Annotated in this window: 24 protein-coding genes; 4 read left to right on the top strand and 20 right to left on the bottom strand. The window is 65.8% G+C overall.

Features of this window, described 5'->3' with window-relative positions; genetic code table 11:
• Positions 1-11 precede the first annotated feature (11 nt).
• The 13 genes from atpA to F8D48_RS02420 all read right to left on the bottom strand — a co-directional run bounded on the left by atpA (position 12) and on the right by F8D48_RS02420 (position 11264).
• Entirely contained in the window at positions 12-1583 is a 1572-nt protein-coding gene (gene atpA / locus F8D48_RS02480; protein ID WP_205717313.1) for a F0F1 ATP synthase subunit alpha, read from the bottom strand.
• Positions 1577-2155 carry an ATP synthase F1 subunit delta gene (gene atpH, locus F8D48_RS02475; RefSeq protein ID WP_151429828.1) on the bottom strand — a complete coding sequence of 193 codons (579 nt, stop codon included), beginning with the start codon at positions 2153-2155 and terminating at the stop codon, positions 1577-1579. The genes atpA and atpH overlap by 7 nt, the downstream gene beginning before the upstream one ends.
• Positions 2145-2753 (bottom strand): F0F1 ATP synthase subunit B, encoded by a 609-nt coding sequence (atpF, locus tag F8D48_RS02470; protein ID WP_369872567.1) that lies wholly within the window; start codon positions 2751-2753, stop codon positions 2145-2147. Before atpF ends, atpH begins: the two co-directional genes overlap by 11 nt.
• Positions 2754-2809: 56 nt before the next feature.
• Positions 2810-3028 (bottom strand): ATP synthase F0 subunit C, encoded by a 219-nt coding sequence (atpE, locus tag F8D48_RS02465; protein ID WP_022739598.1) that lies wholly within the window; start codon positions 3026-3028, stop codon positions 2810-2812.
• A gap of 152 nt (positions 3029-3180) precedes the next feature.
• Positions 3181-3954 carry a F0F1 ATP synthase subunit A gene (atpB, locus tag F8D48_RS02460; RefSeq protein ID WP_135970892.1) on the bottom strand — a complete coding sequence of 258 codons (774 nt, stop codon included), beginning with the start codon at positions 3952-3954 and terminating at the stop codon, positions 3181-3183.
• A gap of 18 nt (positions 3955-3972) precedes the next feature.
• On the bottom strand, positions 3973-4254 hold the full coding sequence (locus tag F8D48_RS02455) for a hypothetical protein (protein WP_135970891.1): 282 nt from the start codon (positions 4252-4254) through the stop codon (positions 3973-3975).
• 342 nt (positions 4255-4596) lie between these two features.
• Positions 4597-5055 (bottom strand): deoxycytidylate deaminase, encoded by a 459-nt coding sequence (locus F8D48_RS02450; RefSeq protein ID WP_151429826.1) that lies wholly within the window; start codon positions 5053-5055, stop codon positions 4597-4599.
• Positions 5056-5081: 26 nt separating this feature from the next.
• Positions 5082-5720 carry a uracil phosphoribosyltransferase gene (gene upp, locus F8D48_RS02445; RefSeq protein ID WP_135970890.1) on the bottom strand — a complete coding sequence of 213 codons (639 nt, stop codon included), beginning with the start codon at positions 5718-5720 and terminating at the stop codon, positions 5082-5084.
• A 23-nt stretch (positions 5721-5743) separates the two neighbouring features.
• Positions 5744-6667, bottom strand: coding sequence for a hypothetical protein (locus tag F8D48_RS02440; protein ID WP_151429825.1), 924 nt, complete (start codon positions 6665-6667; stop codon positions 5744-5746).
• Complete coding sequence (locus tag F8D48_RS02435) at positions 6652-7698, bottom strand: DNA methyltransferase (protein ID WP_151429824.1); 1047 nt, start codon at positions 7696-7698, stop codon at positions 6652-6654. The genes F8D48_RS02440 and F8D48_RS02435 overlap by 16 nt, the downstream gene beginning before the upstream one ends.
• 62 nt (positions 7699-7760) lie before the next feature.
• Positions 7761-9017 (bottom strand): serine hydroxymethyltransferase, encoded by a 1257-nt coding sequence (gene glyA / locus F8D48_RS02430; protein WP_151429823.1) that lies wholly within the window; start codon positions 9015-9017, stop codon positions 7761-7763.
• Between the two features lie 107 nt (positions 9018-9124).
• On the bottom strand, positions 9125-9562 hold the full coding sequence (rpiB, locus tag F8D48_RS02425; protein ID WP_151429822.1) for a ribose 5-phosphate isomerase B: 438 nt from the start codon (positions 9560-9562) through the stop codon (positions 9125-9127).
• Between the two features lie 118 nt (positions 9563-9680).
• On the bottom strand, positions 9681-11264 hold the full coding sequence (locus F8D48_RS02420; RefSeq protein ID WP_151429821.1) for a helix-turn-helix transcriptional regulator: 1584 nt from the start codon (positions 11262-11264) through the stop codon (positions 9681-9683).
• A gap of 261 nt (positions 11265-11525) precedes the next feature.
• On the opposite strand from F8D48_RS02420, the gene F8D48_RS02415 reads away from it, so the two are divergent.
• From F8D48_RS02415 to F8D48_RS02400, 4 genes are all read left to right on the top strand, one after another.
• Complete coding sequence (locus F8D48_RS02415) at positions 11526-13943, top strand: DMSO/selenate family reductase complex A subunit (RefSeq protein WP_135971566.1); 2418 nt, start codon at positions 11526-11528, stop codon at positions 13941-13943.
• A gap of 29 nt (positions 13944-13972) precedes the next feature.
• On the top strand, positions 13973-14593 hold the full coding sequence (locus F8D48_RS02410; RefSeq protein ID WP_151429820.1) for a 4Fe-4S dicluster domain-containing protein: 621 nt from the start codon (positions 13973-13975) through the stop codon (positions 14591-14593).
• 159 nt (positions 14594-14752) lie between these two features.
• The gene (locus F8D48_RS02405; RefSeq protein ID WP_151429819.1) at positions 14753-15370 is read left to right on the top strand and encodes a 4Fe-4S dicluster domain-containing protein; all 618 of its coding nucleotides are present in this window, start codon (positions 14753-14755) and stop codon (positions 15368-15370) included.
• A gap of 8 nt (positions 15371-15378) precedes the next feature.
• The gene (locus F8D48_RS02400) at positions 15379-16284 is read left to right on the top strand and encodes a dimethyl sulfoxide reductase anchor subunit family protein (protein WP_151429818.1); all 906 of its coding nucleotides are present in this window, start codon (positions 15379-15381) and stop codon (positions 16282-16284) included.
• A gap of 48 nt (positions 16285-16332) precedes the next feature.
• Here F8D48_RS02400 and glpK read toward each other — a convergent pair whose 3' ends face one another.
• The 7 genes from glpK to F8D48_RS02365 all read right to left on the bottom strand — a co-directional run bounded on the left by glpK (position 16333) and on the right by F8D48_RS02365 (position 25921).
• Complete coding sequence (glpK, locus tag F8D48_RS02395; protein ID WP_151429817.1) at positions 16333-17823, bottom strand: glycerol kinase GlpK; 1491 nt, start codon at positions 17821-17823, stop codon at positions 16333-16335.
• Positions 17820-18914, bottom strand: a complete 1095-nt coding sequence (locus tag F8D48_RS02390) for an alpha/beta fold hydrolase (RefSeq protein ID WP_151429816.1) — start codon at positions 18912-18914, stop codon at positions 17820-17822. The genes glpK and F8D48_RS02390 overlap by 4 nt, the downstream gene beginning before the upstream one ends.
• Positions 18907-19515 carry an L-threonylcarbamoyladenylate synthase gene (locus F8D48_RS02385; RefSeq protein ID WP_240806185.1) on the bottom strand — a complete coding sequence of 203 codons (609 nt, stop codon included), beginning with the start codon at positions 19513-19515 and terminating at the stop codon, positions 18907-18909. The genes F8D48_RS02390 and F8D48_RS02385 overlap by 8 nt, the downstream gene beginning before the upstream one ends.
• A complete protein-coding gene (locus F8D48_RS02380) occupies positions 19512-21146 on the bottom strand; it encodes an NAD(P)/FAD-dependent oxidoreductase (protein ID WP_151429814.1) in 1635 nt (544 codons plus the stop codon). The genes F8D48_RS02385 and F8D48_RS02380 overlap by 4 nt, the downstream gene beginning before the upstream one ends.
• A 3-nt stretch (positions 21147-21149) precedes the next feature.
• Entirely contained in the window at positions 21150-22436 is a 1287-nt protein-coding gene (locus tag F8D48_RS02375; RefSeq protein ID WP_151429813.1) for an NAD(P)/FAD-dependent oxidoreductase, read from the bottom strand.
• A 122-nt stretch (positions 22437-22558) separates the two neighbouring features.
• Complete coding sequence (locus tag F8D48_RS02370) at positions 22559-23989, bottom strand: alanine/glycine:cation symporter family protein (RefSeq protein ID WP_151429812.1); 1431 nt, start codon at positions 23987-23989, stop codon at positions 22559-22561.
• Positions 23990-24490: 501 nt separating this feature from the next.
• Positions 24491-25921 (bottom strand): alanine/glycine:cation symporter family protein, encoded by a 1431-nt coding sequence (locus F8D48_RS02365; protein ID WP_151429811.1) that lies wholly within the window; start codon positions 25919-25921, stop codon positions 24491-24493.
• Positions 25922-25977 lie beyond the last annotated feature (56 nt).

Here is a 25977-nt window from a genome sequence, read left to right as displayed (position 1 = left end):
GTCTACCTACCTTACGCTGTGGCGTCGAAGGACTGCTTGAAGGCGGCGATGGCCTCCTTCAGAGCGGCCTTGGTCTCGTCGGAGAGCTTCTTCTCCTTGTTGATCGTCTCGATGATCTCCGGCTTGGAGGCGCGGATCGAGGAGAGCAACTCGGTACGGAAGCGGACGACGGCATCCAGCGGCAGATCGTCGAGGAAGCCCTCGTTGCCGGCAAAGATGGCGATGACCTGCTCGGCGACGGGCATCGGATTGTAGCGGCCCTGCTTCAAAAGCTCCGTCATGTGGGAGCCGCGGGTCAGCTGGTCCTGGGTGGCCTTGTCCAGGTCGGAACCGAACTGGGTGAAGGCCTGCAGCTCGCGGTAGGACGCCAGATCCAGACGCAGGGAGCCGGCCACCTGCTTCATGGCCTTGATCTGCGCGGAGCCACCCACGCGGGACACCGAGATGCCCACGTCGACGGCCGGGCGCTGGCCCTGGAAGAACAGGTCGGTCTGCAGGAAGATCTGACCGTCGGTGATGGAAATCACGTTGGTCGGGATGTAGGCGGACACGTCGCCGGCCTGGGTCTCGATGATCGGCAGAGCCGTCATGGAGCCGCCGCCGTTCTCGTCCGACATCTTCACCGCGCGCTCCAGCAGGCGAGAGTGCAGGTAGAACACGTCGCCGGGATAGGCCTCGCGTCCGGGCGGACGGCGCAGGGTCAGCGACATCTGGCGGTAGGCCACGGCCTGCTTGGACAGGTCATCGTAGACGATGAGCACGGCGCGGCCGCGGTTCTCAGGCCCGGCCGGCTGGCCGTTGGCGCCATTGTAGACGAAGTACTCGCCCATGGCGGCGCCGGCCATCGGCGCGATGTACTGCAGCGGAGCGGAATCGGAGGCGGTGGCGGCCACGATGATGGTGTTCTTCATGGCGCCGTGGCGCTCGAGGGTCTCCACCACGCCGGCCACCGTGGAGGCCTTCTGGCCGATGGCGACGTAGATGCAGATCATGTCCTGATCTTTTTGGTTGATGATGGCGTCGATGGCGATGGCGGTCTTGCCGGTCTGGCGGTCGCCGATGATGAGCTCGCGCTGGCCGCGACCGATCGGCACCATGGAGTCGATGGCCAGGATGCCGGTCTGCATGGGCTCGTTCACCGGCTGGCGGGAGATAACGCCCGGGGCCTTGAACTCGACGGGGCGGGTGGCCTCGGTCTTGATGGGGCCCTTGCCGTCGATGGGCATGCCGAGCGGGTTCACCACGCGGCCGAGCATGGCCTCGCCGGCGGGAACCTCCACGATACGACCGGTCGTGCGAACCTGGTCGTTTTCCTTGATTGCGGTGACGTCACCCAAAAGCACGGCGCCGACCTCGTCCTCTTCGAGGTTCTGGGCCAGACCGTACACGGTCTTGCCGCCCTCTCCGATGAACTCGAGCAGCTCGCCGGCCATGGCATCGCGGAGACCGTCGACGCGCGCAATGCCGTCGCCGACCTGGATGACCGTGCCCACTTCGCGGGACTCGACGCTGACATTCAGCTGATCCAGCTGCTTCTTCAGCGCGGCGTCAATGGACTGTGCGGTGATTTCAGTCACTAGCATTCACCTCCATCTGTTGTGTCTTTGAGGACGTTGCGGGCGCGGTTCAGCTGCGAGATCATGCTCGCATCGATGTAGTTCCCATCCACGTCCATGATGATGCCGCCCAAGATAGACCGATCGATGCGCTCGCGCAGCACCGCTTTCTTCCCCAGATCGGCTTCGGCTTTTTCCGTAATAAGCTGGCGCAGCCCGTCGTCAAGGGGCACCGCGGTGGTCACGTCGACCACGCAGATTCCCAATCGCTCGCCCAGCAGGGCGCGGAACTCGTCGTTCACCCGGGGCAGCAGGTCGGCCTGGCCACGCTCGGCCATGACCGCCAGCACTTCGCGAAACGCCAGATGGCACTCGGCGAATACGTTCTCCACCAGCGCCCGGCGCGCCTCGGGGGTGAAATCCGGGTTCGAGAGCGCCATGGTGAGGTCCAGATCGGAGCGCATGAGACGGATGACCTCGGCCATCTGCTCGCGCACCTGAAGCACGGCCTCCTGGCCGCCGGCCCCGTTGGCGCTGTCGAAGAGCACCGACGCGAAGACGGCGACTTCCTCTTTGACGACGAGACGATTAGTTGCCATTGAAGCTCCCAGCCTCTTTGACGTAGCGCTCGATGATCGCGCGATGCTCGCCCTCGGTGAGATCCTCGCCGATGAGGCGGGCGGCCACGTCCACGGACGTGTCGGCGATCGAGGACTGGAGCTCGGCCACGGCGGCCTTCTTCTCAGCCTCGATGGCGGCCTTGGCCTTGGCGATCATGTCGGCCGCCTCGGTCTGGGCCTGGGCGGTGATGTCGGCCTTCACGGCCTCGCCCACCGCGCGGGCATCAGCGATGATCTGGGCCGACTGGGTCTTGGCGTCGGCCAGCTGCTGCTGGTACTCCGCAAGCACGCGCTCGCTCTCAATCTGAGCCTCCTCGGACTTCTTCAGAGCCTCGCGGATGGTGTTCTCGCGCTTCTCGAGCATGCCGGCGAACATGGGCCAGCCGAACTTCGCGAGAATGATCCACAGGATGATGAAGGCGATGAGCATGGGGATGAACTCCGCCATGTCGGGGAGAATGGCGGACAGGCCGCCGGACTCCTCTTCGCTAGCAAACGCGAGCGCAGGGAAAGCAGCGTTCAGAGCCAGGGCACCGAAGGCGGCCTGGGCAACTGCTTTGTTCGCTCTTGTCTTCACGTGCATACCTCTTTCTTGCCTATACGTAGGCTTTCCGAATTGAATACGTGCCGGATTTAGAGGATGAACGCGAGCACGAAGCCGATGAGGGCCAGAGCCTCGGCCAGAGCGGCACCGATGATGAAGTTGGTGAACAGACGGCCACCCACCTCGGGCTGGCGGGCGGTGCCCACGCAGCAGCCGTAGCAGGCGATGCCGATGCCCAGGCCAGGGCCGATGGTGGCCAGGCCATAGCCGACGAGCTTCAGCGCAGCGATGACGAAAACAGTTTCCACAATTTCCTCCTTAAAGGTCGTTTTTGAGCCTGTTTCCCAAAAACACTTAACGGATATGGTCTCCGGCTTTGGAGGAGCCGGCTTAACCCAATGGGGGGTGCGGGGGCCTTCCAACCTCCCGGCGCCGCAGGGACGCTTAAGATCGGTGCGCCCTAGTGGGCCGACGTGGCGATCTGGATGTAGACCGCGGAGAGCACCGTGAACACGTAGGCCTGCAGGAAGGCGACGAGCGTCTCCAGGGCGTACATGGCGATGAGCAGCAGGAACCAGGGCAGCGACAGCACGCTGGAAACGGGGTCGAGCGCCTGGATGCCCACGGTGAGGAACACGCTGGAGGCCAGGGCGAAGATGCCGAGCACCATGTGGCCGGCGAACATGTTGCCGTAGAGTCGGACGGCCAGCGTCAGCCAGCGGATGCAGGTGGAGATGAGCTCCAGGAACCAGATGACCGGCACCATGGGCTTGGGCAACCCGGCCGGAGCGAAGGACTTCAGGTAGCCCAAACCGCCCTTGGCCTTGATGCCCCAGACGTTGAAGTAGATAAAGGAGATGGTGGCCAGTGCCCAGGTCACCGAGATGGTGCCCGTCGGGGTCTTGCAGCCGGGGATGAGGCCCACGAAGTTCGACACGAGAATGAAGAAGAACATGGTGGCCAGAAACGGCACGTGCTTCTTGAAGCCGTGGCCGATGATGCCCTCGCCCATGTCGTTGCGCACGAACTGGTAGCCGTACTCCACGGTGTTCACGAACTTGTTCGTGGGGATGAGGGTGAGCTTCTTGGCCACCACGAGCACGATGGCGCAGGTGATGATCCAGCAGATGACCATCCAGACAATGTACTGGGTGACCCCGCCGAACACGACGGTGGGATCGAAGGATGCCTGGAGATGGGGCACCTCAGCCGAGAGAGTTGAAAGAGCGTCCACGTATCAACCTTTCCTATGCTATTTCCGGACCAGCTTGCTCACGCCGAAGGCAATGGCGGTGAGCGAAAGCGCCACGGCTTCCGACAGGACGAAGGGCAGCGCGAGATCGCGGGCCAGTGAGATGCAGAGGAGGGCGGCGGCGAACATGAGGATGAACGAGATGAGAAGGCAGACCATGAGCACGCCCATATGTCCGAAATTGCCCGAGTCCGTCATGTGTCTCACCCGGTACAAACCGAAAACAAGCGGGGAGAACCCCACTATGCCCGCTGCCACGCCGAGTGCGATTGCCAGTGCCATACCCTGCTTCCGTTTGGGCGCCTACGCGCTGAAAACCCAATAAACCGTAATGTATGATAACGGCTTGCCAACAGATGGCGCCCGAGACAACCCTTTAATTGGTGAGCGGTGAAAAGTTCGCGTGGTCGGACGCCCCTGTGATCTGGGAAAATTGTGCACGTGCACGAAACTTGGTTGCGCCCCCCTCGGTCGGGGTTCCGGGCAACGCTCAGTCGCTCAGACAGTCCTCGCTCGGCAGAACAGGACATTTAGTCCTGTTCTGTTCGCTGCGGAACTCGCTTGGTGAGCGCCGCCCGGAACCCCTCTCCACTCAACCTTGGTTGAAGAGCGCGTTCTACTTCCCTACTCCCCCGTGTACTCGCGGACGAGGATGTCAGATTCAGCGAGAAGCTGTTGGGAGAGCTCGTCGGGGTACGGGTTCTGGTACACGATCTCCTTGATACCAGCGTTGATGAGCATCTTGGCGCACACGACGCAGGGCTGGGTGTTCACGTAAATAGTGGCACCGTCGATATCGGTGCCGAAGCGGGCCGCCTGGATGATGGCGTTCTGCTCGGCGTGCAGGCCGCGGCAGATCTCGTGGCGCTGGCCGCTCGGCACGCCGAGCTGCTGGCGCAGACACCCGGTCTCAGAGCAATGGGCCAGCCCGGTGGGCACGCCGTTGTAGCCCGTGGCCAGGATGCGGCGGTCCTTCACGATGATGGCCCCCACCCCGCGGCGCAGGCACGTGGTGCGCTCGGCCACCTGGTTGGCCAGGCCCATGAAGTACTCGTCCCAGCTGGGGCGGTTATCTGCTGACATTGGTGCTCCTTCCCATCGCGCCCCTGCTACTTCGTGCCGAAGATACGGTCGCCGGCGTCGCCGAGGCCGGGCACGATATAGGCGCGGTCGTTCAGCCCCTCGTCAATGGAGCAGGTGTAGATACGCACGTCGGGATCGGCCTCAAGCACCGCCTCGATACCCTCGGGCGCGGCCACGAGCACCATGAGCTTGATGTTCTTCACGCCTTGCTTGCGCAGGTACTGGATAGCCGCCACGGCCGATCCGCCGGTGGCGAGCATCGGGTCCACCACGAGCACGTCGCGCTGATCGATGCTGTCGGGCAGCTTCGCGTAGTACTCGTGGGGCTCGTGGGTCTCGGGGTCGCGGTACATGCCCACGTGTCCCACGAAGGTGGAGGGCATGAGCTCCTGCAGGCCGTCCACCATGCCCAGCCCGGCGCGCAGGATGGGCACGATCACCATCTTCTTGCCCGCCACCTGCTTGCAGTCGGCCGTGCAGATGGGGGTCTCCACCTTCACGTCCTCCAGGGCCAGATCGCGGGTGGCCTCGTAGCCCTCGAACAGGGCCAACTCGCGCACGAGCTGGCGGAAGTCCTTGGAGGAGGTGTTCTTGTTGCGCAGCTTCGACAGCTTGTGCTGCACCATGGGATGATCGATGACGACGACGCGGTCGTTGTACTCCATAACGCGCTTCCTTTCAGTTCTTATTACAATCCTAAGACATCGACGAGTTCTTTGAGCAGGGCGAGCGCCCTTTCCGCCTTCAGATCAGATGTCGCACCTTGCCGCTCTGCAAGCTTTCGCGCCAGTTCTCTCGTGATTATCTCCGCGTCTGCTCCATCGGTATGGAGCGCAATGAAGCTTACCCAGTCAGCAAGAGCTATTCCCAGCACTTCTTCAGCAAGCGTTTCTTGAATAAACGCATCCATGAGAGGCCTACAGCGCGGAAGTCTTCCGAAATTACCGCCCGAGTCATTTCTAGGTACCGCATGAGCCATTTCACTTTTAGAGGGATACGGCTTTACATTGGTCGGATAGTCAATACCTTTTCGGATCTCGTCATCTTTACTCGTTCTCAGTTCTGTCCACCAGTAATCCCGCCATTCGGCAGCGTAACGTGCTTGAACAATCCAAGGCGTAAGAACTTTTGCTTCTCCACTAACAGCATTATCAAGATACCAGGGAACAACACACAGAACATCCATTGGTGCGCAGGCATTAGGAGCCACCTGGTAACGAAAAGAGGGTACACGCTCTTTGGAAAGCGTATACCAGCCTTTGAGTTCTATACCAAGCACAACTTCCTCTCCAGCCAAAGCTCTTCGCACGAGCCTCACATCCGGAAAAGACTGAGAGCGTCGCTCAAATACACACTCATCCCAATTGTGATCGGGATCCCAGACCGATCGAGAGCGATTCAGCGCCTCCACTACCTGGTCCTCTATAGCCGCCCCTATGAGGGAATTCAAATTAAATAGATCGGTTGCGCGCACTCCACTAATAGGATGAGGGAAGGAAAAGGAGGCAGGCAACGCCATCAAAGCTGCGAGAACGCCATTGTAAAGATCCATGCTCGTTTTATCAATAAGTGCAGGCAAATATGCCGGAGAAGGCTCTAGAGCGCTCGACATTTCTTCTCCTTTCGCACAGATTTCTCCAGCCGCTCCTTGGCGAACGCACTAATAGCTGGATTACTTTCCGAACAATAGCATATCCGAGAAAGAGCATTGCACTGGACGCCCATGGTGGCTAGGCCGGCAAAGGGATCCCAGACCACGTCCCCCTCGTCGGTAGTCGTTTCTATGAGATAACGCATCAGCTGCTCCGGCTTCTGATTAAGATGGAGTGACTTTTTCGATCCCTCGATACGCAGCCTTTCCTTCCCGTTCAAAGACGGAACATTCCAAACATTCGTGTATCCGTGCTTATGGTTCCACTTCGCCCTCATGCCGTTCCACTGCGATTCAGTAAGGGGGTTCTTCCCGTCCAGAGAAAAGTAGGGGCGTGTCGTCGGCGCTCCATGAGCCTTCAGATATCGAGCCATCATCACCATCATCTCAGCAGGAGGAAAGTACCATAGTTTATCCTTTGTAAGATACTTTCTCGTTGCCGCATTTTTCACACCACAGGCCTCATTTGCGCGACAAAGTGGGACTCCCGATCTCAGCCACTCTTCCCGCATCCATTCCTGAAGAGACACGCTCTTCCCCGTTCCCGACGGAAGCCTGGCTTTCCACGTGTAACGAGCACATACTTCAGTTACAACTGGCACTCCCCTGATAGTTTTTGAATTGACATTACCAGCAATATGAGAAAGGCCCTTATTCCAGATACATAGCTCCTCATATTGCCATCCAGCTTGTTCGAGCAGAGGATGAACCGTTGCCCAACCCAATTCCGTTCCCCAAAACCAGAGCGTAGTATTCGCTCTGGCAAAGCGAGACCAAGCTGCAACATGCTGGTAATAGGCACTTGGGAGAGCAGCATACTCCGTAGGATCACCCGGAAAACCTCCGATTCCATAGGGACCGTCAATGTGAATCATAGTCGGGGCGGGCCAATGTCCATAGCAATCCAATGCATCTTCGCTATAAAAATGCGTATTGCCGATGCAGCTATTCTCTAGTGTCTTCAATGAAGAAAATGAAACGATTTCCGCCATGGCCACGCTCCTCTCAGTAACTCGAAATAGGATTATAGAACATTAGTATGATATATCAATGTCTAGTACTCCAGTCCCGGATACAGCGGGTGGGCGTCCAGCAGGGCGTTCACGCGGCGGCGCACATCGGCGAGCTTGGCCTCGTCGGCGGCGTTGAACACCGTGGTGGCGATGAGCTGACCCACCTCGTAGAAGTCCTCGGCGGTAAATCCGCGGGTGGTGGCCGCGGCGCTTCCCACGCGGATGCCGCTCGTCACGAAGGGCGAGCGCTGCTCGTTGGGAATGGAGTTCTTGTTCACCGTGAGCCCCACGCTCTCCAGCAGCTTCTCGGCGTCCTTGCCGGTGATGTCGGAGGCGGTGAGGTCCACCAGGCACAGGTGGTTGTCGGTGCCGCCGGACACCAGGCGCAGGCCGCCGTCGATCATGCCCTGGCCGAGAGTGCGGCAGTTCTCCACCACCGACTCCATGTAGGTGCGGTACGCAGGGCGCAGGGCCTCGCCGAAGGCCACGGCCTTGCCGGCGATGACATGCATGAGCGGGCCGCCCTGGGCACCGGGGAAGATGGCCTTGTTGATCTTGGCCCCCAGCTCGTCGGAGTTGGTGAGGATGAAGCCGCCGCGCGGGCCACGCAGGGTCTTGTGGCTCGTGGAGGTGACGATGTCGGCATGGGGCACCGGGCTCGGGTGCAGGCCCGCGGCCACGAGACCGGCGATGTGGGCCATGTCCACCATGAGGTAGGCGCCCACGGAATGGGCGATCTCGGCCATGCGCTCGAAGTCGATGAAGCGCGGGTAGGCCGAGGCGCCGGCCACAACCACCTTCGGACGGCACTCCTTGGCGATGCGCTCCACCTCGTCGTAGTCGATGACCTCGGTTTCCGGGTCCACGCCGTAGGAGACGATGTGGTACAGCAGTCCCGAGAAGTTCACCGGGCTGCCGTGGGTGAGGTGGCCGCCGTGATCGAGGCTCATGCCGAGCACCGTGTCACCGGGCTCGATGATGGAAAGATAGGCGCCGAAGTTCGCGCTGGCGCCGGAGTGGGGCTGCACGTTGGCGTACTTCGCGCCGTACAGCTCGCAGGCGCGATCGCGGGCCAGATCCTCCACCATGTCCACCTTCTCGCAGCCGCCGTAATAGCGACGGCCCGGGTAGCCCTCGGCGTACTTGTTGGTGAGCACGCTGCCCACGGCCTCCATCACGGCGCGGGAGGTGAAGTTCTCCGACGCGATGAGCTCCACGCTGCCGCGCTGGCGCGCCAACTCGGCCCGCAGGCACTCGGTTACCTGAGGGTCTTCCCCGGCGAGAAATTCCAAAGCCATAACATCGTTCCTTCCCTTTATAGGTGTATCCACGCATCAAACTTGTATCTCAATATTCCAGCATCACGCGTTCTCCCGGGTTCGCCCCAGGAAGTCAACGGGGCTTGTTACTCCTCAAGAGCCATGATCTTCTCCACCCGCCCCGCATGGCGACCCTCGCCGAAGGGGGTGGCGAAGAACGCGTCCAGAATGCGCTCGTTCTCCTCCAGCGGCACGAAGCGGCCGGAAAGCGTGATGACGTTCGCGTCGTTGTGCTCGCGGCACAGGGCGGCGAACTCGGGGTTGATGATGTTGGCGGCGCGCACACCGGGCACTTTGTCGGCGGCCATGGCCATGCCGATGCCGGTGCCGCACACAAGCACGCCGAAGTCGGCGGCGCCGTCGGCCACGTCACGGGCCACGGGCGCGGCGTAGTCGGGGTAATCCACCCGATCGTCGTTGGCAGGACCGCGGTCGACGACCTCGACGCCCTTCCCCTTCAGGTAATCCACGAGGGCCTGTTTCTGCTCGAAGCCGGCGTGGTCGCTTCCGATGCTCACGCGCATGGGCGTCCGTCCTTTCCAACGCTGGGGCACAACGCTCCTATTGTATGCGCTTGGGCCCCGCGGCGACGGGCGGAATTCCCCAACCGAGAAAAGAATCGGAAATCGGACACGCAACGCCCTATCCCTCCTCCCCCAATTCCGCCGGATCGAAGGAGCCGACGAGATCCAGGAGCTCCTGCTTCTTGTGGATGCCGAGCTTGGCGTAGAGCCGCCGGCAGTGGGTACGGATGGTGTTCTCGGACACCACGAGATCCTCGGCGATGCGGGCGACGGTGTTGCCCCGGGCGATCAGCTCCATGACCTCGGTCTCCCGGGCGCTCAGGCGGTAGTGGCGCTGCACCAGGGCCGCCTGCTTCGACATGCGGTCCTGGTAGACCGGGGGCGCCTGGCCCGGTCGGGTCTTCGGGGCCCGGGGCTGGAGGGCCACCAGCTCGATGCCCGTGGACCGGGCGCTGCAGCCGGCCGGCTCCTCGGCGGCGCGGCGCGAGAACAGGCGCCGGAAGCCGCCCTGGCCCACAAAGTACATGAGCCCGAGCAGGTACACCGCCGCCAAAGCGATGCCCGCCAAGGGGGCGATGCCGGCATAGCGGATGCCCTCGGCGAAGGTGCCTCCGAGGAAACCCACGTCATGGAGCATGTAGACGATGCAGCCGAAGAAGCCGTAGATGAAGACGGGGTTGATGCCGCGGTTGCGCGAGGCCTGGGCGCACTGGATCATCATGAGCACGGTAAACACGCTGTACACCGCGTAGAGCACCGCCGCGAGCCACCGCTCGTACTCGGGCGCGAGAAAGGGCAACAGCAGAAACGACGTGATGACGAAGGGGAAGAACGCCTGGTAGGCCCCGACCACATCCATGTGGAGGTCCTGGTGGCGCCAGGCGATGAGCAGGGCGAGGGCCGCCACGAGGGTCGCGGCCATGGACAGCACGTTGACGAGCGAGCCCACGGAGGGGTTGCCCACGGCCAGGGAGCGCATGATGCCCGTGCAGAACCCGAGCGCCCCCACGCACAGGGCGCTGCGCCAGTAGTCGCCGATGACGCGGCGGTACACCTGGGGATGCTCCCGGGGCACATCCTCGAACATCGGCTGGTCCCGGTTGATGTCGCGGCTCTCAAGAACGATGGCCAGGGCGAACAGGGGCAAGAACACGAGCGGGATGAGGAAGGCGGTCACCGCCACGGGAATGAGATAGAGGGCGAAGTAGAACACCGCGCCCCACACCGTGCCGCCGATGAGGTTGCGATCCCCTTCCTCCGAGGCCATGGAGGCGAAGAGCCGCTGCCAGAGCATGTAGAACCCCGCCGACCCGAGGCCCAGAAGGGCGCCGCCCGCGGCCACGAGCCGAAGGGCCCAGCCGTCGAAGTAGATGGCCCCGATGAGGCAGCACCATCCGAGGAAGTAGGGGGCGATGGTGAACTGCACGAGGAAGCTCCGCGTGGCCCGGGGCAGGAAGTAGGATCCCAGCAGACTGGCGAGGTAGCTCAGGGAGAACACGAGGGACTGGCACAGGAAGAACCAGAAGATGATGCCGCGGGTCTGAAACTCCAGGGGCAGGAAGGGAAACACGCCGCCCCAGACGCTGGCCGCGTTGATGGCGAGGAAGAGCCCGTAGCCCAGGGAGGCCGCATTGGGCTTGAGCAATCGATAGAGCAGGCTGCCGGTGATCGGCCCTCCCGCGCTGCCGTTCCCGCGTTCCATGACTTCCTCCCCACCCCGGTGCCGACTTGCTCATTGTAAGGCATGTGCCCGAGGAAATGGGACCGACCAACCCCCTTCTGACCAGGTTTTTTCTGGAATTCACATACATTATGCGACAAGCGGGAAGCCTTTGTGGACTAGGATTTCGCCATTCCCGGCACCGCGCGGCCGCCCCGAGCGGGCGTGCGGGCGGGAAGGTTCTCACGGCCGCGGGAGAGCGCGGCCGCCGTACCCACGAGGAAGAGAAAGAGGAGGGACGCAATGTCTAAGGAACTGAGTCGCCGCACCTTCGTCCAGGGTTCCGCCCTGGCCGGTCTCGGTGCCGCCGCCCTTGGCGGCAGCGCTCTGTTCGGCTGCTCGTCCGAGCTCGCCGAGACGGGAGCCGATGGGAAGGCCGAGCCGGCGCCGGTAGAGGAGAAGATCGTCTGGAACCACTGCGCCATCAACTGCCCGGGCCGCTGCGCGCTCAAGCTCCACGTCGTCGACGACGAGATCGTGCGCGTGGAGACCTATGCCGCCGACAGCGACGACATGGACGACATCCAGCCCCGTGCCTGCCTGCGCGGCCGGGCCTATCGCGCCTGGGTGAACCACCCCGACCGCATCAACTACCCCATGAAGCGGGCCGAGGGCTCTAAGCGCGGCGAGGGCAAGTACGAGCAGATCACCTGGGACGAGGCCATCGAGATCATCGCCCGCAACTACCAGGAGGTCATCGACAACTACGGGCCCGAGGCCGTGTACATGAACTACTGCACCGGCAACTACGGCGTGACCGCGCGCCCGTGGTTCCGCCTGCTGAACTCCCTCGGCAACGGCTATCTGGCCTTCTACGGCAACTACTCCTTAGCCCAGCTCATGTGGATCACCCCCTACATCTTCGGCGCCAGCGTGGGCGCGGGCTCGTCCCTGTCAGCCGCCCGCGATTCCGACCTGGTGCTCATGTTCGGCACGAGCCCCGTGGAGACGCGCCAGGGCGGCGCGGTGTCCCACCACGACTACGTGGCCATGCGCGAGATGACCAAGGGAAAGATCTACGTGATCGACCCCCGCTTCAACGACTCTCTGGCCGGCCGCTCCGACGAGTGGCTGCCCATCAACCCCGGCACCGACGCGGCGCTCGTGGCGGCCATCGCCCATGAGCTCATTGCGAACAACCAGGTGGACAAGGAGTTCCTGGACACCTACTGCGTCGGCTTCGACGAGGCCACCCTGCCCGCCTCGGCCCAGGGCCAGAACAAGTCCTACCAGGACTACATCATGGGCACCGGCTACGACAAGGTGGAGAAGACGCCGGAATGGGCCGCCCCCATCACCGGTATCGCCGCCGACAAGATCCGCGCCATGGCCGGCGAGATCGCCGCGGCCAAGGCCCTGTTCGTCGACCAGGGATGGGGTCCGCAGCGCCGCAGCAACGGCGAGATGACCGGTTGGTCCATCTGCATGCTGCCCATCCTCACGGGCAACATCGGCCTGCCGGGCACGAGCAACGGCCTGCGCGAGGGCTCCTACAGCGTCAACCTCACCAGCATGCCCGACGGCGAGAACCCCGTGAAGGCGAAGATCTCGGTGTTCTCCATGGTGGACGCCATCGACCGCGGCCACGAGATGACCGAGAAGGCCGACGGCGTAACCGGCGTGGAGCAGCTGCCCTGCGACATCAAGTTCGTCATCAACTACGCCGGCAACTGCATCACGAACCAGAACTCCGACATCAACTGGGTCCACGACGTGATGTCCGATGAGAGCAAGTGCCAGTTCGTGCTCGGCTCCGACATCCTCATGACCGACTCGCTCAAGTACTCCGACGTCATCCTCCCCGACCTGTTCCGCTTGGAGCAGCCCTCCATGATCGGCACCGGCGGCGACGGTGGCTACATGCTCGCCGGCTCCGAGCCCTACGCGCCGAAGTTCGAGCGCAAGAGCGCCTATGACGCCGCAGCCCTCATCGCCGCGGCGCTCGGAAAGGAGGAGGCCTTCACCGAGGGCAAGACCCAGGAGGACTGGCTCCGCGAGTGCTACGAGACCTCCCGCGAGAAGGATCCCGAGCTGCCCACCTACGAAGAGGCCATGGAAATGGGCGTCTACACCCGCAAGAACCCGGCCGGCGCCGTCATCGCCATGGCCGAGTTCCGCGCCGACCCCGTGGCCAACCCGCTTGACACCCCCTCGGGCAAGATCGAGATCTACTCCGAGGCCCTGGCCGACTACATCGCGGCCCACGAGTTCGCCGACGACGACTTCGTGGCCCCCATCCCGGTCTACGCCCCCGAGTGGTACGGCGCCGAGACCGTCACCGACGAGTTCCCCCTCCAGCTGTCCGGCTTCCACTACCGGGGCCGTCTGCACTCGTCCTGGGGCGGCGTGGAGATCCTGAAGGAGCTGAACCCCCAGGAGGCCTGGATCAACCCGTCCGACGCCGCCGAGCGCGGCATCGAGCAGGGCGATACCGTCCGCGTGGAGAACCAGTTCGGCGCCATGGAGCTGCTGGCCAAGGTGACGCCGCGCGTCATCCCCGGCACCGTGGCCTGCGCCCAGGGCGCCTGGCACGACGCCGACATGAACGGCGACCGCGTGGACAAGGGCGGCTGCATCAACACCCTGACCACCCATCGTCCCTCGCCCTTCGCCAAGGGCAACCCCCAGCACACCAATATCTGCCAGGTCACCAAGGCCTAGGGCCGCGCGCACGGAAAGGATGAGACATCATGGCACAACTTGCTTTCTACTTCGACGGCACGCGCTGCACCGGCTGCAAGACCTGCGTGTTCGCCTGCAAGGATAAGAACAACCTGGATGTTGGCATGGCCTACCGCCGCGTCTGGGAGTACACCGGCGGCACCACCGAGAAGGGCGCCGACGGCACCTGCACCACCTCCTGCTTCAGCTATTACACCTCGGTCAGCTGCAACCACTGCGACAAGCCCATCTGCATGGCCAACTGTCCCCAGGGCGCCATCAGCAAGGACGACGAGACCGGGCTCATGGCCGTGGACGCCGATTCCTGCATCGGCTGCGGCACCTGCGCGAACGCGTGCCCCTACGCCGCCCCGAAGGTGGATCCCGAGACGGTGAAGGCCGTGCGCTGCGACGGCTGCGCCGACCTGGTGGCCGCCGGAGAGCTGCCCGCCTGCGTCATGGCCTGTCCGGCCCGAGCCCTGAAGTTCGGCGACGCCGAGGCCATGGCGGCCCTCGGCGAGCGCGGAGCCACGGCCCCGCTGCCCGATCCGGCCGAGACCGAGCCGAACTACTTCATGACCCCGACGGCCGATGCCCGCGCCGCAGGCTCCAGCGAGGGCTTCATCGGCAATCCCCTCGAAGTGGCCTAAGGGCTCGCGGCGCCCGGCCGAGGGAAACGAACGGCCGGGCGCCGCAGCGGCGTCCTTCGGGCGCTTTTCGGGCGGGGGTGCGCTACCATGGGCACCCCTGCCCTGTTTTTTCGCCGCGCGACACCAAGGCGCGCGGCTTCGCGAGAGGAGGTGCGCGCCATGGCCCAACTCGGGTTCTTCTTCGACGGCTCCCGCTGCACTGGCTGCAAGACCTGCGTCGTCGCCTGCAAGGACGGCTTCGATCTGGGAGTCGGCGTGGCGTTTCGCCGCGTCTACGAGTGCGTGGAGGGCTGCACCGAGAAGGACGGCGCGGGCATCTGCTCCACCACCTGCCGCGTTTTCTACCTCTCCCTCGGCTGCAACCACTGCTCCCGGCCCGTCTGCATCGAGGTGTGCCCCACCCAGGCCATGGCCAAGGACGAGGCCACGGGACTCGTGGCCGTGAACACCAGGAAGTGCATCGGCTGCGGCTACTGCCACCTCGCCTGCCCTTACAACGCCCCTCAGGTAGATAAGAGCCGGGGCCACTCGGTGAAGTGCGAGGGCTGCCCCGACCGCCTCGCCGCCGGCGAGGCGCCCCTCTGTGTGCTGGCCTGTCCCGCCCGGGCCCTCGGCTTCGGCACCGCCGAGGCCATGGCCGCTCGGGGCGAGCGGGCCAGCGCCCCTCCCCTGCCCCCGGCCGAGGAGACCTGCCCGAACCTCTATATCAAGCCCAGCCGCGACAGCCGGGCAGCCGGTGGCGGCGTGGCCATCGGCAACGTTGCCGAAACCCGTTAGGACGCCCCGTGATCGGACTCGACACCGCCCTCGGCGAGATAACCCTCGTCCTGTTCACCACCCTCGCGCCAGCCGGGGCCATGGCCCTGCTGCTCATGGGGCTGCCCATTCTGAGCGGCCGGGCTTCCTGGGCCGAGGTGCGGCGCATCAGCACCTACCTGTGCCTGCCGCTCATCGTGGCCATGGTGGGGCTCGTGGCCTCGGCCACCCATCTGGGCAGCCCCGCCAACGCCCTCTACGTCTTCGCGGCCGTGGGCTCCTCCCCGCTGTCCAACGAGGTGCTCTGCGCCGTCGTCTTTCTCATGCTCGGCGGCCTCTACTGGCTCTACTCGTTTCACCGCGCCCCCAGCCCGCGCTTGCTGCGCCTGTGGATCGGCGCCATCGACCTGGCGGCCCTGGCGTTCATCGCCTCCGTGGGATTGGCCTACTCCGCCCGCACCATCATCTCCTGGAACCTGTGGGAAGTGCCTGCGGCCATTGCGGCCAATGCCCTGATGGGCGGCCCGCTGGTGGCCCTCGCCGGCTACGCCGCGGGCCGCTGCGCCTCCCTCACGAACCGCCGGGCGCGGCACCTCATCGCGCTCGCAGCCATAGCCCTGACCGCGAACGTCGCGGTCTACGGGCTCCAGGGGGTCGATCTTGGGAACATGGGCAACGCCGTGGCCTCCGCGACCGACCTCGTGCCCGCCTACGGGGCAGCCGTCGCGGCCTTCGCCCTACTGGGCGCCGCCGGCATCGTCGTTGCCTGGCGGACGACGCGGAACCTTCCGACCGACGGCACCCCGCCCGCGGACGCGGGCCGCTTCCGCCTCGTGGGGCGCCTCTGCGCGGCGGCGGCTCTCAGCCTGGCGGCCATCTTCGTCATGCGGTTCTGCTTCTACTTGGCCCACCTGACCGTGGGCCTGGGGGTGTAGGGCACGGCTGCGCACATCAACGCCCGCCGCCCTCGCTGCGCACCCGCCCTAGCTGCGCACCCGGGCCACGGCATCGCGCCAGCGGGCAAGGCGGCTGGCGCGGGCAGCCTCGTCGAAGGTGGGCAGGAAGCGCTCCTCCCCTTCCCGCAAAGCTGCGAGCGCCGCCGTGTCGGGCCAAAAGCCCGTGGCCAGGCCGGCCAAAAACGCCGCTCCCAGGGCCGTAGTCTCGGCGTTGGCCGGGCGGCGCAGGGGCACTCCCAGCATGGCGGCCTGGAACTGCATGAGGAAATCGTTGGCCGCCGCGCCCCCGTCAACGTTCAGCACCGACAGCGGCACGCCAGCGTCCTCGATCATGGCCTGCGCCAGGTCGCACACCTGGTAGGCGAGGGCCTCCAAGGCCGCCCGCACAATGTGAGCGCGACCGGCCCCGCGGGTGAGCCCCAGGATGGCGCCCCGGGCATCGGCGTCCCACCAGGGCGCCCCCAGGCCCGTGAAGGCCGGCACCACGACCACGCCCTCGGTGCTCGGCACGCTGCGGGCAATGGCATCGGCGTCGGCCACGCTGTCGATGATGCCGAGCTCATCGCGCAGCCACTGGATGAGGGCCCCGGCCATGAACACGCTGCCCTCTAAGGCGTACTCGGTGCCCTTCGTGCCCGGGGCCGAGGCTGCCACGGTGGTGAGGAGGCCGCTTCGGCTCGCGCAGGCCTCATGACCCGTGTGCATGAGCAGAAAGCAGCCGGTGCCGTAGGTGTTCTTCGCCTGACCGGCGGAAAAGCAGCACTGGCCGAACAGGGCCGCCTGCTGGTCGCCGGCCACGCCGCGGATGGGAACGCCCTGCACAAGCCCCGGGTTCGCCGTCACGCCGAAGTCGCCGGCCGAGGGGCGCACCTCGGGCATGAGGGAGGCGGGAATGCCGAAGAGCTCCAGCAGATAGGGGTCCCAGCAGCCTTCGTGGATGTTGTAGAGCATGGTGCGACTCGCGTTGGTCACGTCGGTGGCGTGCACGGCCCCGTAGGTGAGCTTCCAGATGAGCCAGCTGTCGACGGTGCCGAAGGCGAGCTCGCCGGCCTCGGCGCGGGCCCGGGCACCGGGCACCTCCCCCAAAATCCAGGCGATCTTGCTCGCCGAGAAGTAGGCGTCGGGAACCAGGCCCGTGCGGGCCGTGATCTCGGCCGCGACCGCCGGGTCGCCCGTCAGGGCCTCCACCATGGGAGCCGTGCGGCGGCACTGCCACACGATGGCGTTCGCGATGGGCTCGCCGGTGGCGCGGTCCCACACCACGGTGGTCTCGCGCTGGTTGGTAATGCCGATCGAATCGATCTCGGCCGGGCTCACGCTGTAGGTGAGCAAGAGCTCGGTCAAGGCGCCCAGCTGGGACGACAGGATGTCGTGGGGATCGTGCTCCACCCAACCCGGCTGAGGGTACAGCTGCGGAAAGGGCCGCTGCACGCTGCCCACAGCCCGGCCGCCGCGATCGATGAGCATGGCCCGAGACGACGTAGTGCCCTGATCGAGCGCGATGACGTACTTCTTCATGAGCGTTCCTCGATCCACTCCAAGACGAAGTCGTAGACTTCTTCCCTACCGATCTCATTCAAAATCTCGTGGCGCATGGCGGGGAAGAGCTTCAGCGTCACGTCCTCGGCGCCGGCGGCTTCCATGGCCCCGGCGGCCCGGGCCACGCCGCAGCCGCAGTTCCCTACCGGGTCGGCATCGCCGGCCACGAAGAGCAGGGGCACCTCGTGAGGCGTGGCCCGGTAGGCCGCGGGGCTGTTGGCGCGAGCGGCCAGCTCGGTCAAGGTGGCGTAGGCGCCGGCCGAGAACATGAAGCCCGCGCGCTCGTCGGCGATGAAGGCGTCCACGACCGCCGGGTCACGGGAGAGCCAGTCGAAGGGCGTGCGCGCGTCCTTCACCTGATGGCTGTAGGCGCCGTCGGCCAGGCTGTGCAGAAGCTTGCTTTTGTAGTCGGCCCCGCGCACCTTGACGATGGCGCGGGCAAGCACATTGCCCGCCGCGGCCACGACCTCGGGCTGGTTGGCCGTGCCGCAGAGGACGGCACCGGCAAGCCCCTTCCCGAAGCGCGGCAGGTAGTTGCGCAGCACGAGGGAGCCCATGGAGTGGCCGAACATGAAATAGGGCACCTCGGCCGCCACCTGCTGGCTCACGAGCAGGCGCAGCGACTGCACGTCGGCCACGAGCGCGTCACCGCCGCGCACCGGGTGCATGCGTCCGCGATGGGCCGCAGTGGGAGCCGTGTCGCCATGGCCCACGTGGTCGTGGCCGCACACCAGGTAGCCGGCGCGGGCGAGGCAGCGGGCGAAGTCGTCGTAGCGGCCGATATGCTCGGCCATGCCGTGGATGAGCTGCACTACGCCCCGGGGACGGAAGGTGCCGAGGCTCTTCCCCGCTCCCTGGGCGCGATCCTCCCGCAAGGAGGCGGGCAGCCACAGCACAGCGTGCACCGCGCTCTCCCCATCGGCGGAGTCGAACGTGAAGTCGATGGGGTCGAGAGAGATCGCGGCGCTATCAGCCGGAGCGCCGGCCGCAACGGCAGCGGGCCCGGTTACGACAGCTGCCGGCTCGCCGGCCTCGCTGATCGGTGAGAGGTCGGTTGGGGAATCAGTCATGGGAGCACTCCTCTATATCGCGGGAACTGACGGGGCCGCATCGCAGCACGCTCGGCTTGACGGTCGTGCAATCGATCACCGTCGAGGCCAATCCACCGCCACTGGCGCCGCACGGGCCCTCGAGGACGCCGGCTGTGCGGGAAACCAGATCGCCGTCGAGCAGCTCGGGCACGGCGGCCGCGGGAGCACCCGACAGGTTCGCCGAGGTGACGGCCAAGGGGCAGCCCACGGCGCGGATGAGGGCGAGCGCCTCAGGAGAGGCCGGCATGCGCAGGCCGATGGTGCCTTCCGGCGAGCGGAACGCAGGGGGCACCGCCTCGGAGGCCCGCACCACCAGGGTGAGGCCGCCGGGCCAGAAGCGCCGGGCCAACCGATGCACCCAGGGGAGGACTTCGGCACCGTAGCGGTCGAGGGCCGCCGGGCCTTCCACGAGCCACGCCACGGCCTTGCCGGCGGGGCGCCCCTTCAGCCGAAAGAGCACGCCGGGGTCGTCCACGGCATCCACGGCCACCCCCACCCCGTACACGGTGTCGGTGGGCATGACCACCGCCTCGCCGGCGGCAAGGGCGTCCGCAGCCTCATCCACGGTCAAGAACTTCACGATGGAATCACCTCGCATTCTGAGACGATGGCCTCGGCCACGCGCAGGCCGTCCACAGCAGCGCTCATGATGCCGCCAGCATAGCCGGCCCCCTCCCCGCAGGGATAGAGCCCGGCGATGTTCGATTGGAAGCCCCCGTCGCGCTCGACGCGCACCGGGCTCGAGCTGCGGGCCTCCACGGCGGTCATGACCGCCTCGGGACTTGCGAAGCCATGGAGCTTGCGATCGAGGGCCGGCAGGGCCTCGACCAGGGCGTCGGCCACAAAGGACGGAAGGCAGTCGCGCAGGTCGCGCCAGGCCGCGCCCCGCGGGTAGGTGGGGCGCACCGCGGCAGACGGCGCTGTCGGGGCCATGCTGCCCAGAAAGCCGCCGACAGTCTGGGCCGGCGCGGTGTAGGGCGCGTTGCCGCCCGCGCACCCCAGATCATAGGCGGCCCGCTCCAACGCGCGCTGGAAGGCGACGCCCGCCAGGGGGTCGTCGCCGGGCAGGTCGTCGGAGCGCACCTCCACGAGCAGGGCGGCATTGGCGTTGGCGCCGGCGCGGGCATGGCGGCTCATGCCGTTCACGCACAGGCCGCCCTCCTCGCTGGCGGCAGCCACCACCTCCCCGCCCGGGCACATGCAGAAGCTGTACACGCCGCGCCCGTCGCCGGTCTTCACGGCCAGCTTGTAGTCGGCCGCCCCGAGGGCCGGATGAGCCGCGGCCGTGCCGTACTGGGCCTCGTTCACCAAAGCCTGGGGATGCTCGATGCGCACGCCCACGGCGAAGGGCTTGCGGGCGAGGCTCGCGCCGAGGCGGCCGAGCAGATCGAAGGTATCCCGGGCCGAATGGCCGCAAGCCACCACGATGCGGTCGGCTGGAACCGCCTCGACAGATCCCGTGCGCTCGTCGACGAGGACGGCGCCGGTCACACGGCCGTCTTCCACTGCCACATCGGCCAGGCGCGTGAGGAAGCGCACCTCGCCGCCGGCCTTCTCGATGGCCCGGCGCAGATTGCGCACCACGTCCACCAGAAGATCGGTGCCGATATGGGGCTTCGCGTCCACGAGGATGTCCCCAGGCGCCCCGGCCTGAACGAAGGCCTCCAGCACATGGCGGATGTGCGGGCTCTTGATGCCCGTGTTCAGCTTGCCGTCGGAAAACGTGCCGGCGCCCCCTTCGCCGAACTGGATGTTCGTGCGCTCGTCGAGGGGCGCGCCCGTATTGAAGGCCTCCACGATGGCCACGCGCTCGTCCACGGCGGCCCCGCGCTCCACCACCAGCGGTGCCAGGCCGGCGCGAGCCAGGTACAGAGCGCAGAACAGCCCCGCCGGCCCCGCGCCCACGACGATGGGGCGCATCTCGCCGCCGACAACGGCGGGCACCGCCAAGGGCGGCGTCGGCTCAAAGGGGCGCACGGTCACGCCCTTCGCTGGCGAGGGCACTGCCCCGTCGACCAGGGCCGCGGCCACGGTCACCACCCCGTGCACGTTCGCCTTCTTGCGAGCGTCGATGGAGCGCTTCAGCAGCCGCACCTCGCCGAGGGCCGTCGCCTTCATCCCGAGGGCCCGGGCCACCTCCTTGCGGAAGAGCCCCTTATTTCCAGGAAGCAGCGCGTCAAGGGAGACGGGAATGTTCGATGCCTGGATCATCGCCTATCTTCCTTCCCGCAACCGAGCCGTCGCGCTCTTCCCCGCGAGCAGCCCCGAGGCCCAGGCCCAGTGCAGGTTGTAGCCGCCGCAGGGGGCGTCCACGTCCAAGGCCTCACCGACCACGTAGAGGCCTGGCACGCCGCGCACCTCGCAGGTACGCGCGTCAACGGCAGTCACCTTAACGCCGCCGCGATGAACCTGGCACTGGCGCACATCGCCTGTCCCCGTTACCGGCAGGCGCAGCCCCTTGAGCACCGGGGACAGGCGCGCAAGCCCAGCCTCGTCCACCGCAGCATCTCCCCTCAGTCCGCACGCCTTCAGCAGCACATCGGCCACCGGCGCAAGCACCATGCCACGCATCAGATCTTCCCAGGTAATCGACCGCCTGAGAGCGCCTTGCAGCCGCGTCTGCCGGGCGCGCAAGAACGCTTCCGCGTCCTCCTCGGGCACGGCAGCCACGAAATCGACGGCCAGCTGGTCGCCCGGCTCCATGAGCCGGCTGAGATTGAACGCGGCGATGCCCGACACGCCGTACTTTCTAAACATCACCTCGCCCACCTCGCGAGCGACCAGACGCCCCCCGCGCCAGAGCTCCAGCGCCCCGCGCACGCGAATGTTGTCCAGCTGGCGCGGCCAGCGCGGGTCGGTGGCGATGGGGCCGAGCGTCGGCGCAGTCGCGCAGAAGGGCACGCCCGCAGGCAGCAAGCGTTCCCCCACCGCGCCTCCGACGGCCACGATCACTGCATCGGCCCGCTCCAGCCGGCGGTCGACCAGGCGCAGCGTGAAGCGGTCGCCCTCGCCGCGCGGCGCCTCCACGGCAGCCACTTCGCTTTCCACAAGCTCCCGTACCCCAGCCGCCGTGCACGCTGCGCGCAGGCAGTCGAGCACGCTCGTGGCCTTGTTGGCCAAAGGATACAGCCGCCCCTCCCCCTCTTCGCGCCATACGAGCCCGCGCTCGGCGAAGAAGCGCAGCACCGCATTGGCCCGCACGTCCACTGGAAGCAGCGAGTCGTCGCCAGGCGACGCACCGCCTTCGAACGTCGCCTCGCAGGCGCCCAGCGCCTCTTCCACAAACGAGGCGTTGCGGTACCGCCCCGCGTCGATCACTGCGTTGGAAAAGTTGCAGCGGCCGTTGCCCGTGGCCAAAATCGAGCGCCCCACGCGATCGGACGCCTCGTACACGGTCACGCGCACCTCGGCGAGCGCACCAGCGCCGCGAGCCGCCTCGGCCGCGGCCACTGCCGCCGCAAGTCCCGCCGCCCCGGCGCCTATGATTGCAATCGTCTTCATGGGCCCAGTATAAAAGAAAGGCGACCCTCCGCAGAGGATCGCCTTCGTTCTGAATCAAACCCACAGCTTCGCGCTAGGCAGCGAGGCGTCCGCGGATCGGGGAAACCGCTCCCTCGGCGGCCCTACTTGCTGTCCAGCTGCGGGATGGGGGCCTCGTCGCGCTCCTCGAGGTTGCCCTCGTACACGTAGTGGCGCGTCTCACGGGCGATGAGGCCCGAGAGCAGCAGCACCATGATGATGTTGGGGATGGCCATGAGCGCATTGGTGATATCGGAGACCGTCCAGACCACATCGCCCACGCCGATGGCGCCGAGGAAGGCCACCAGCACGTAGAGCATCTGGTAGGGGCGGATGGCGCGCTTGCCGAACAGGTAGGTGACGCAGCGGTTGCCATAGTAGGACCAGCCGAGAATGGTGGAGTAGGCGAACAGGATCATGCCGAAGATGAGGATGGGCGTGCCGATGTAGGGGATCTCGGCGAAGGCCGCCGAGGACAGGGCCGCACCGGCGGTGATATTGCCGGCCATGATCTCAGCCTGCAGGTCGGCGTTGCCGAGCATAGTGGACACGAGCACGAGGCCGGTGAGCAGGCAGATGACCACGGTGTCCCAGAAGGTGCCGGTCATGGAGACGAGCGCCTGGCGCGCCGGGTTGCGCGTAGCGGCCGCCGAGGCCACGATGGGCGCCGAGCCGAGGCCCGACTCATTGGAGAACAGGCCGCGGGCGCAGCCGAACTGCAGCGCCAGCATAAGGCCGGAACCGAGCGCACCGCCGAAGGCCGCCTTGGCCGTGAAGGCGCTCTCCACGATGAGACAGAGCGCCGGCCAGACAAGCTCCCAGTTCATGCCGAGGATGACCACGCAACCCCAGATGTAGGCGAGCGCCATGAAGGGCACGAGCTTCTCGCAGACGTTGGAGATGACCTTCACGCCGCCGAAAATGACCACGGACACCATGATGACGATGGCCAGGCCGATACCCCAAGCCGGTACGCCGGGCAGGTTCGTGGAGATAACCTCGGTCATGGCCGAGGACTGCACGGCCGAGCCAATGCCGAACGACGCGATGGCCGCGAACAGGGCGAAGGTGCCGGCGCCGAGCATGGCCCACCAGGGAGTGTTGCCAGCCTTGTCGATAAAGCCGCGCTTCCAGGCGTACATGGCGCCGCCGAGCATGTTGCCGTTGTGGTCCTTCACGCGGTACTTCACCGCGGCGAAGGTCTCGGAGTACTTGGTGGCGATACCGAAGACGCCGGTAATCCACATCCAGAACACCGCGCCCGGGCCGCCGGCGATGATGGCCGTGCCCACGCCGACGATGTTGCCGGTGCCGATGGTGGCCGACAGGGCCGTGCACAAGGCGCCGAACTGGCTGATGTCTCCGGGGGCGTCGGGGTCCTTGGTTACCGATAGCTTGATGGCCGTCGGCAGCTTCCGCTGGATGAACCCGGTGCGGAAGGTCAAAAAGATGTGGCTGCCCAGCAGCAGCACGAGCATCGGCGGTCCCCATACGAAGCCGTCGATGGCGTTGATGGCGTTCACGATCATATCCATGAATCGCACTCCTCTCCTACGGGCGCGTCGGCACAGGGCCCGCGAGCGTAAGGCCCCCAAACCCCATCGCGGTCCGAGCCGCCGCCAGAGCGACCCGGGCACTTTAACGCGCTAAAGTACCCGCATTATAGGCAGAGAAGCTGAGCGGCAATGTTAACAATGAGAGAATTACCAGCGAACGGCAGCCGCACGCCCCGCGCGCCGTGGGGTGTGCGGGGCGCGGGGCGAGTAGATTCCTGTTTTATGGACAAAAATGCTTCGAGTGAGCAGACATCCGCCAACTGAGAGCGCAAAAACAGGCATCCGGCTCGTCAAGGGCGACTAAAAAGCCCGGATTACGGTCATTTGCAAGCACCCTGGGCCCGCAAAACGGCCTTAGCGAGCTCACTCGAAGCGTTTTTGACCACAAAAGCAGAAACTGCTCTCGAAACAGCTGCAGCTAGGCTGCCAGATCGGAATCAAAAGCTCAAGCGGAACGACCCCACTTGGGCGGCCCCGGCGCTACAGCTGGGCCTTGTCCACCACGGGCACGGGTTCGGCGTACTCCTCGTCCAGATGCCCCTCGTAGACGAAATGCCGGGTCTCCCGCGCGATCATGCCCGACAGCAACAGCACCACGATGATGTTGGGGATGGCCATGAGCGCGTTGCCGATGTCCGAGATGGTCCACACCACGTCCCCCACCCCGATGGCCCCGAAGAAGGCCACGGCCACGTACACGATCTGATAGGGCTTGATGCCCTTGGGCCCGAACAGGTAGGCCACGCAGCGGTTGCCGTAGTAGCTCCAGCCCAAAATGGTGGAGTAGGCGAACGAGCACATACCGAGCACCAGGATGGGCGTGCCAAACACGGGAATCTCGGCGAAGGCGGCGCTGGCCAGCGCCGCGCCGGTGGCGATGGAGGGGTCGGCGAGGATCTCCTGGCCGATCTCGGGATGGGCGATCATCGTGGACACGAGCACGAGACCGGTGAGCAGGCAGATGACGCCGGTGGACCAGAAGGCGCCGGTCATGGAGATGAGCGCCTGGTCGGCCGGGTTGCGGGTCTTGGCGGCGGCCGCCACGATGGGGGCGGTGCCCAGACCGCTCTCGTTGGAGAACAGCCCGCGGGCGCAGCCGAATTGCAAGGCCATGATCATGCCGGAGCCCACGGCCCCGCCGAAGGCGGCCTTCGCCGTGAAAGCGCATTCCAGGATGAGCCCCACGGCCTGGCCCAGCACCGGGGCGTTCATGGCCATGATGACGAGGCAGCCGAGGGCGTAGGCGCCGGCCATGACGGGCACGAGCCATTCGCACACCCGGGCGATGGAGTTCACGCCGCCGAAGATGACCGCCGCCACGGCCACCACGATGACCAGACCCACGGCCACGGCCGGAATGGCGGGAATGGACGAGGTGACGATGCCCGAGATGGCCGCCGCCTGCACCGCCGAGCCGGTGCCGATGGTGGCGATGATAGCGAAGGCGGCAAAGGCCACGGCCCCTAGCGTCGCCCACCAGGGCACCGTGCCATCGGGCCGGGCGAAGGCCCGCTTCCACACGAACATGGCGCCGCCCATCATCTGGCCGCGCCGGTCGCGCACACGGTACTTCACCGCCGCGTAGGTCTCCACGTACTTGGTGGCAATGCCGAACAGGCCGGCGATCCACATCCAGAAGATGGCACCCGGGCCGCCTGCAAGAAGCGCCGTGGCCACGCCCACGATGGAGCCGGTGCCGATGGTGGCCGCCAGCGCCGTGGCCAGCGCCCCGAAGCTAGAGATATCGCCTTTGCCGTCGGGGTCGCGGCGCACCGACCTGCGGATGGCCGCCGGCAGCTTGCGCTGGATGAAGCCGGTGCGGAAGGTGAGGTAGACGTGGGTGCCCAGAAGAAGCGCGATCATCGCGGGGCCCCACACGATGGAGTCGATAGTGGTGAGGATGTCAGTCATAGGTGAGAGAGGCCTCCCGTAGTTCGTCCGCCGACGAGGGGCGGGAGGACCCCGTG

It is taken from the genome of Adlercreutzia muris, from assembly GCF_008831045.1.
Lineage (GTDB): Bacteria > Actinomycetota > Coriobacteriia > Coriobacteriales > Eggerthellaceae > Adlercreutzia > Adlercreutzia muris.
The sequence above is the reverse complement of the archived record's forward strand: the minus strand, read 5'-3'. Positions and strand labels throughout refer to the sequence as shown.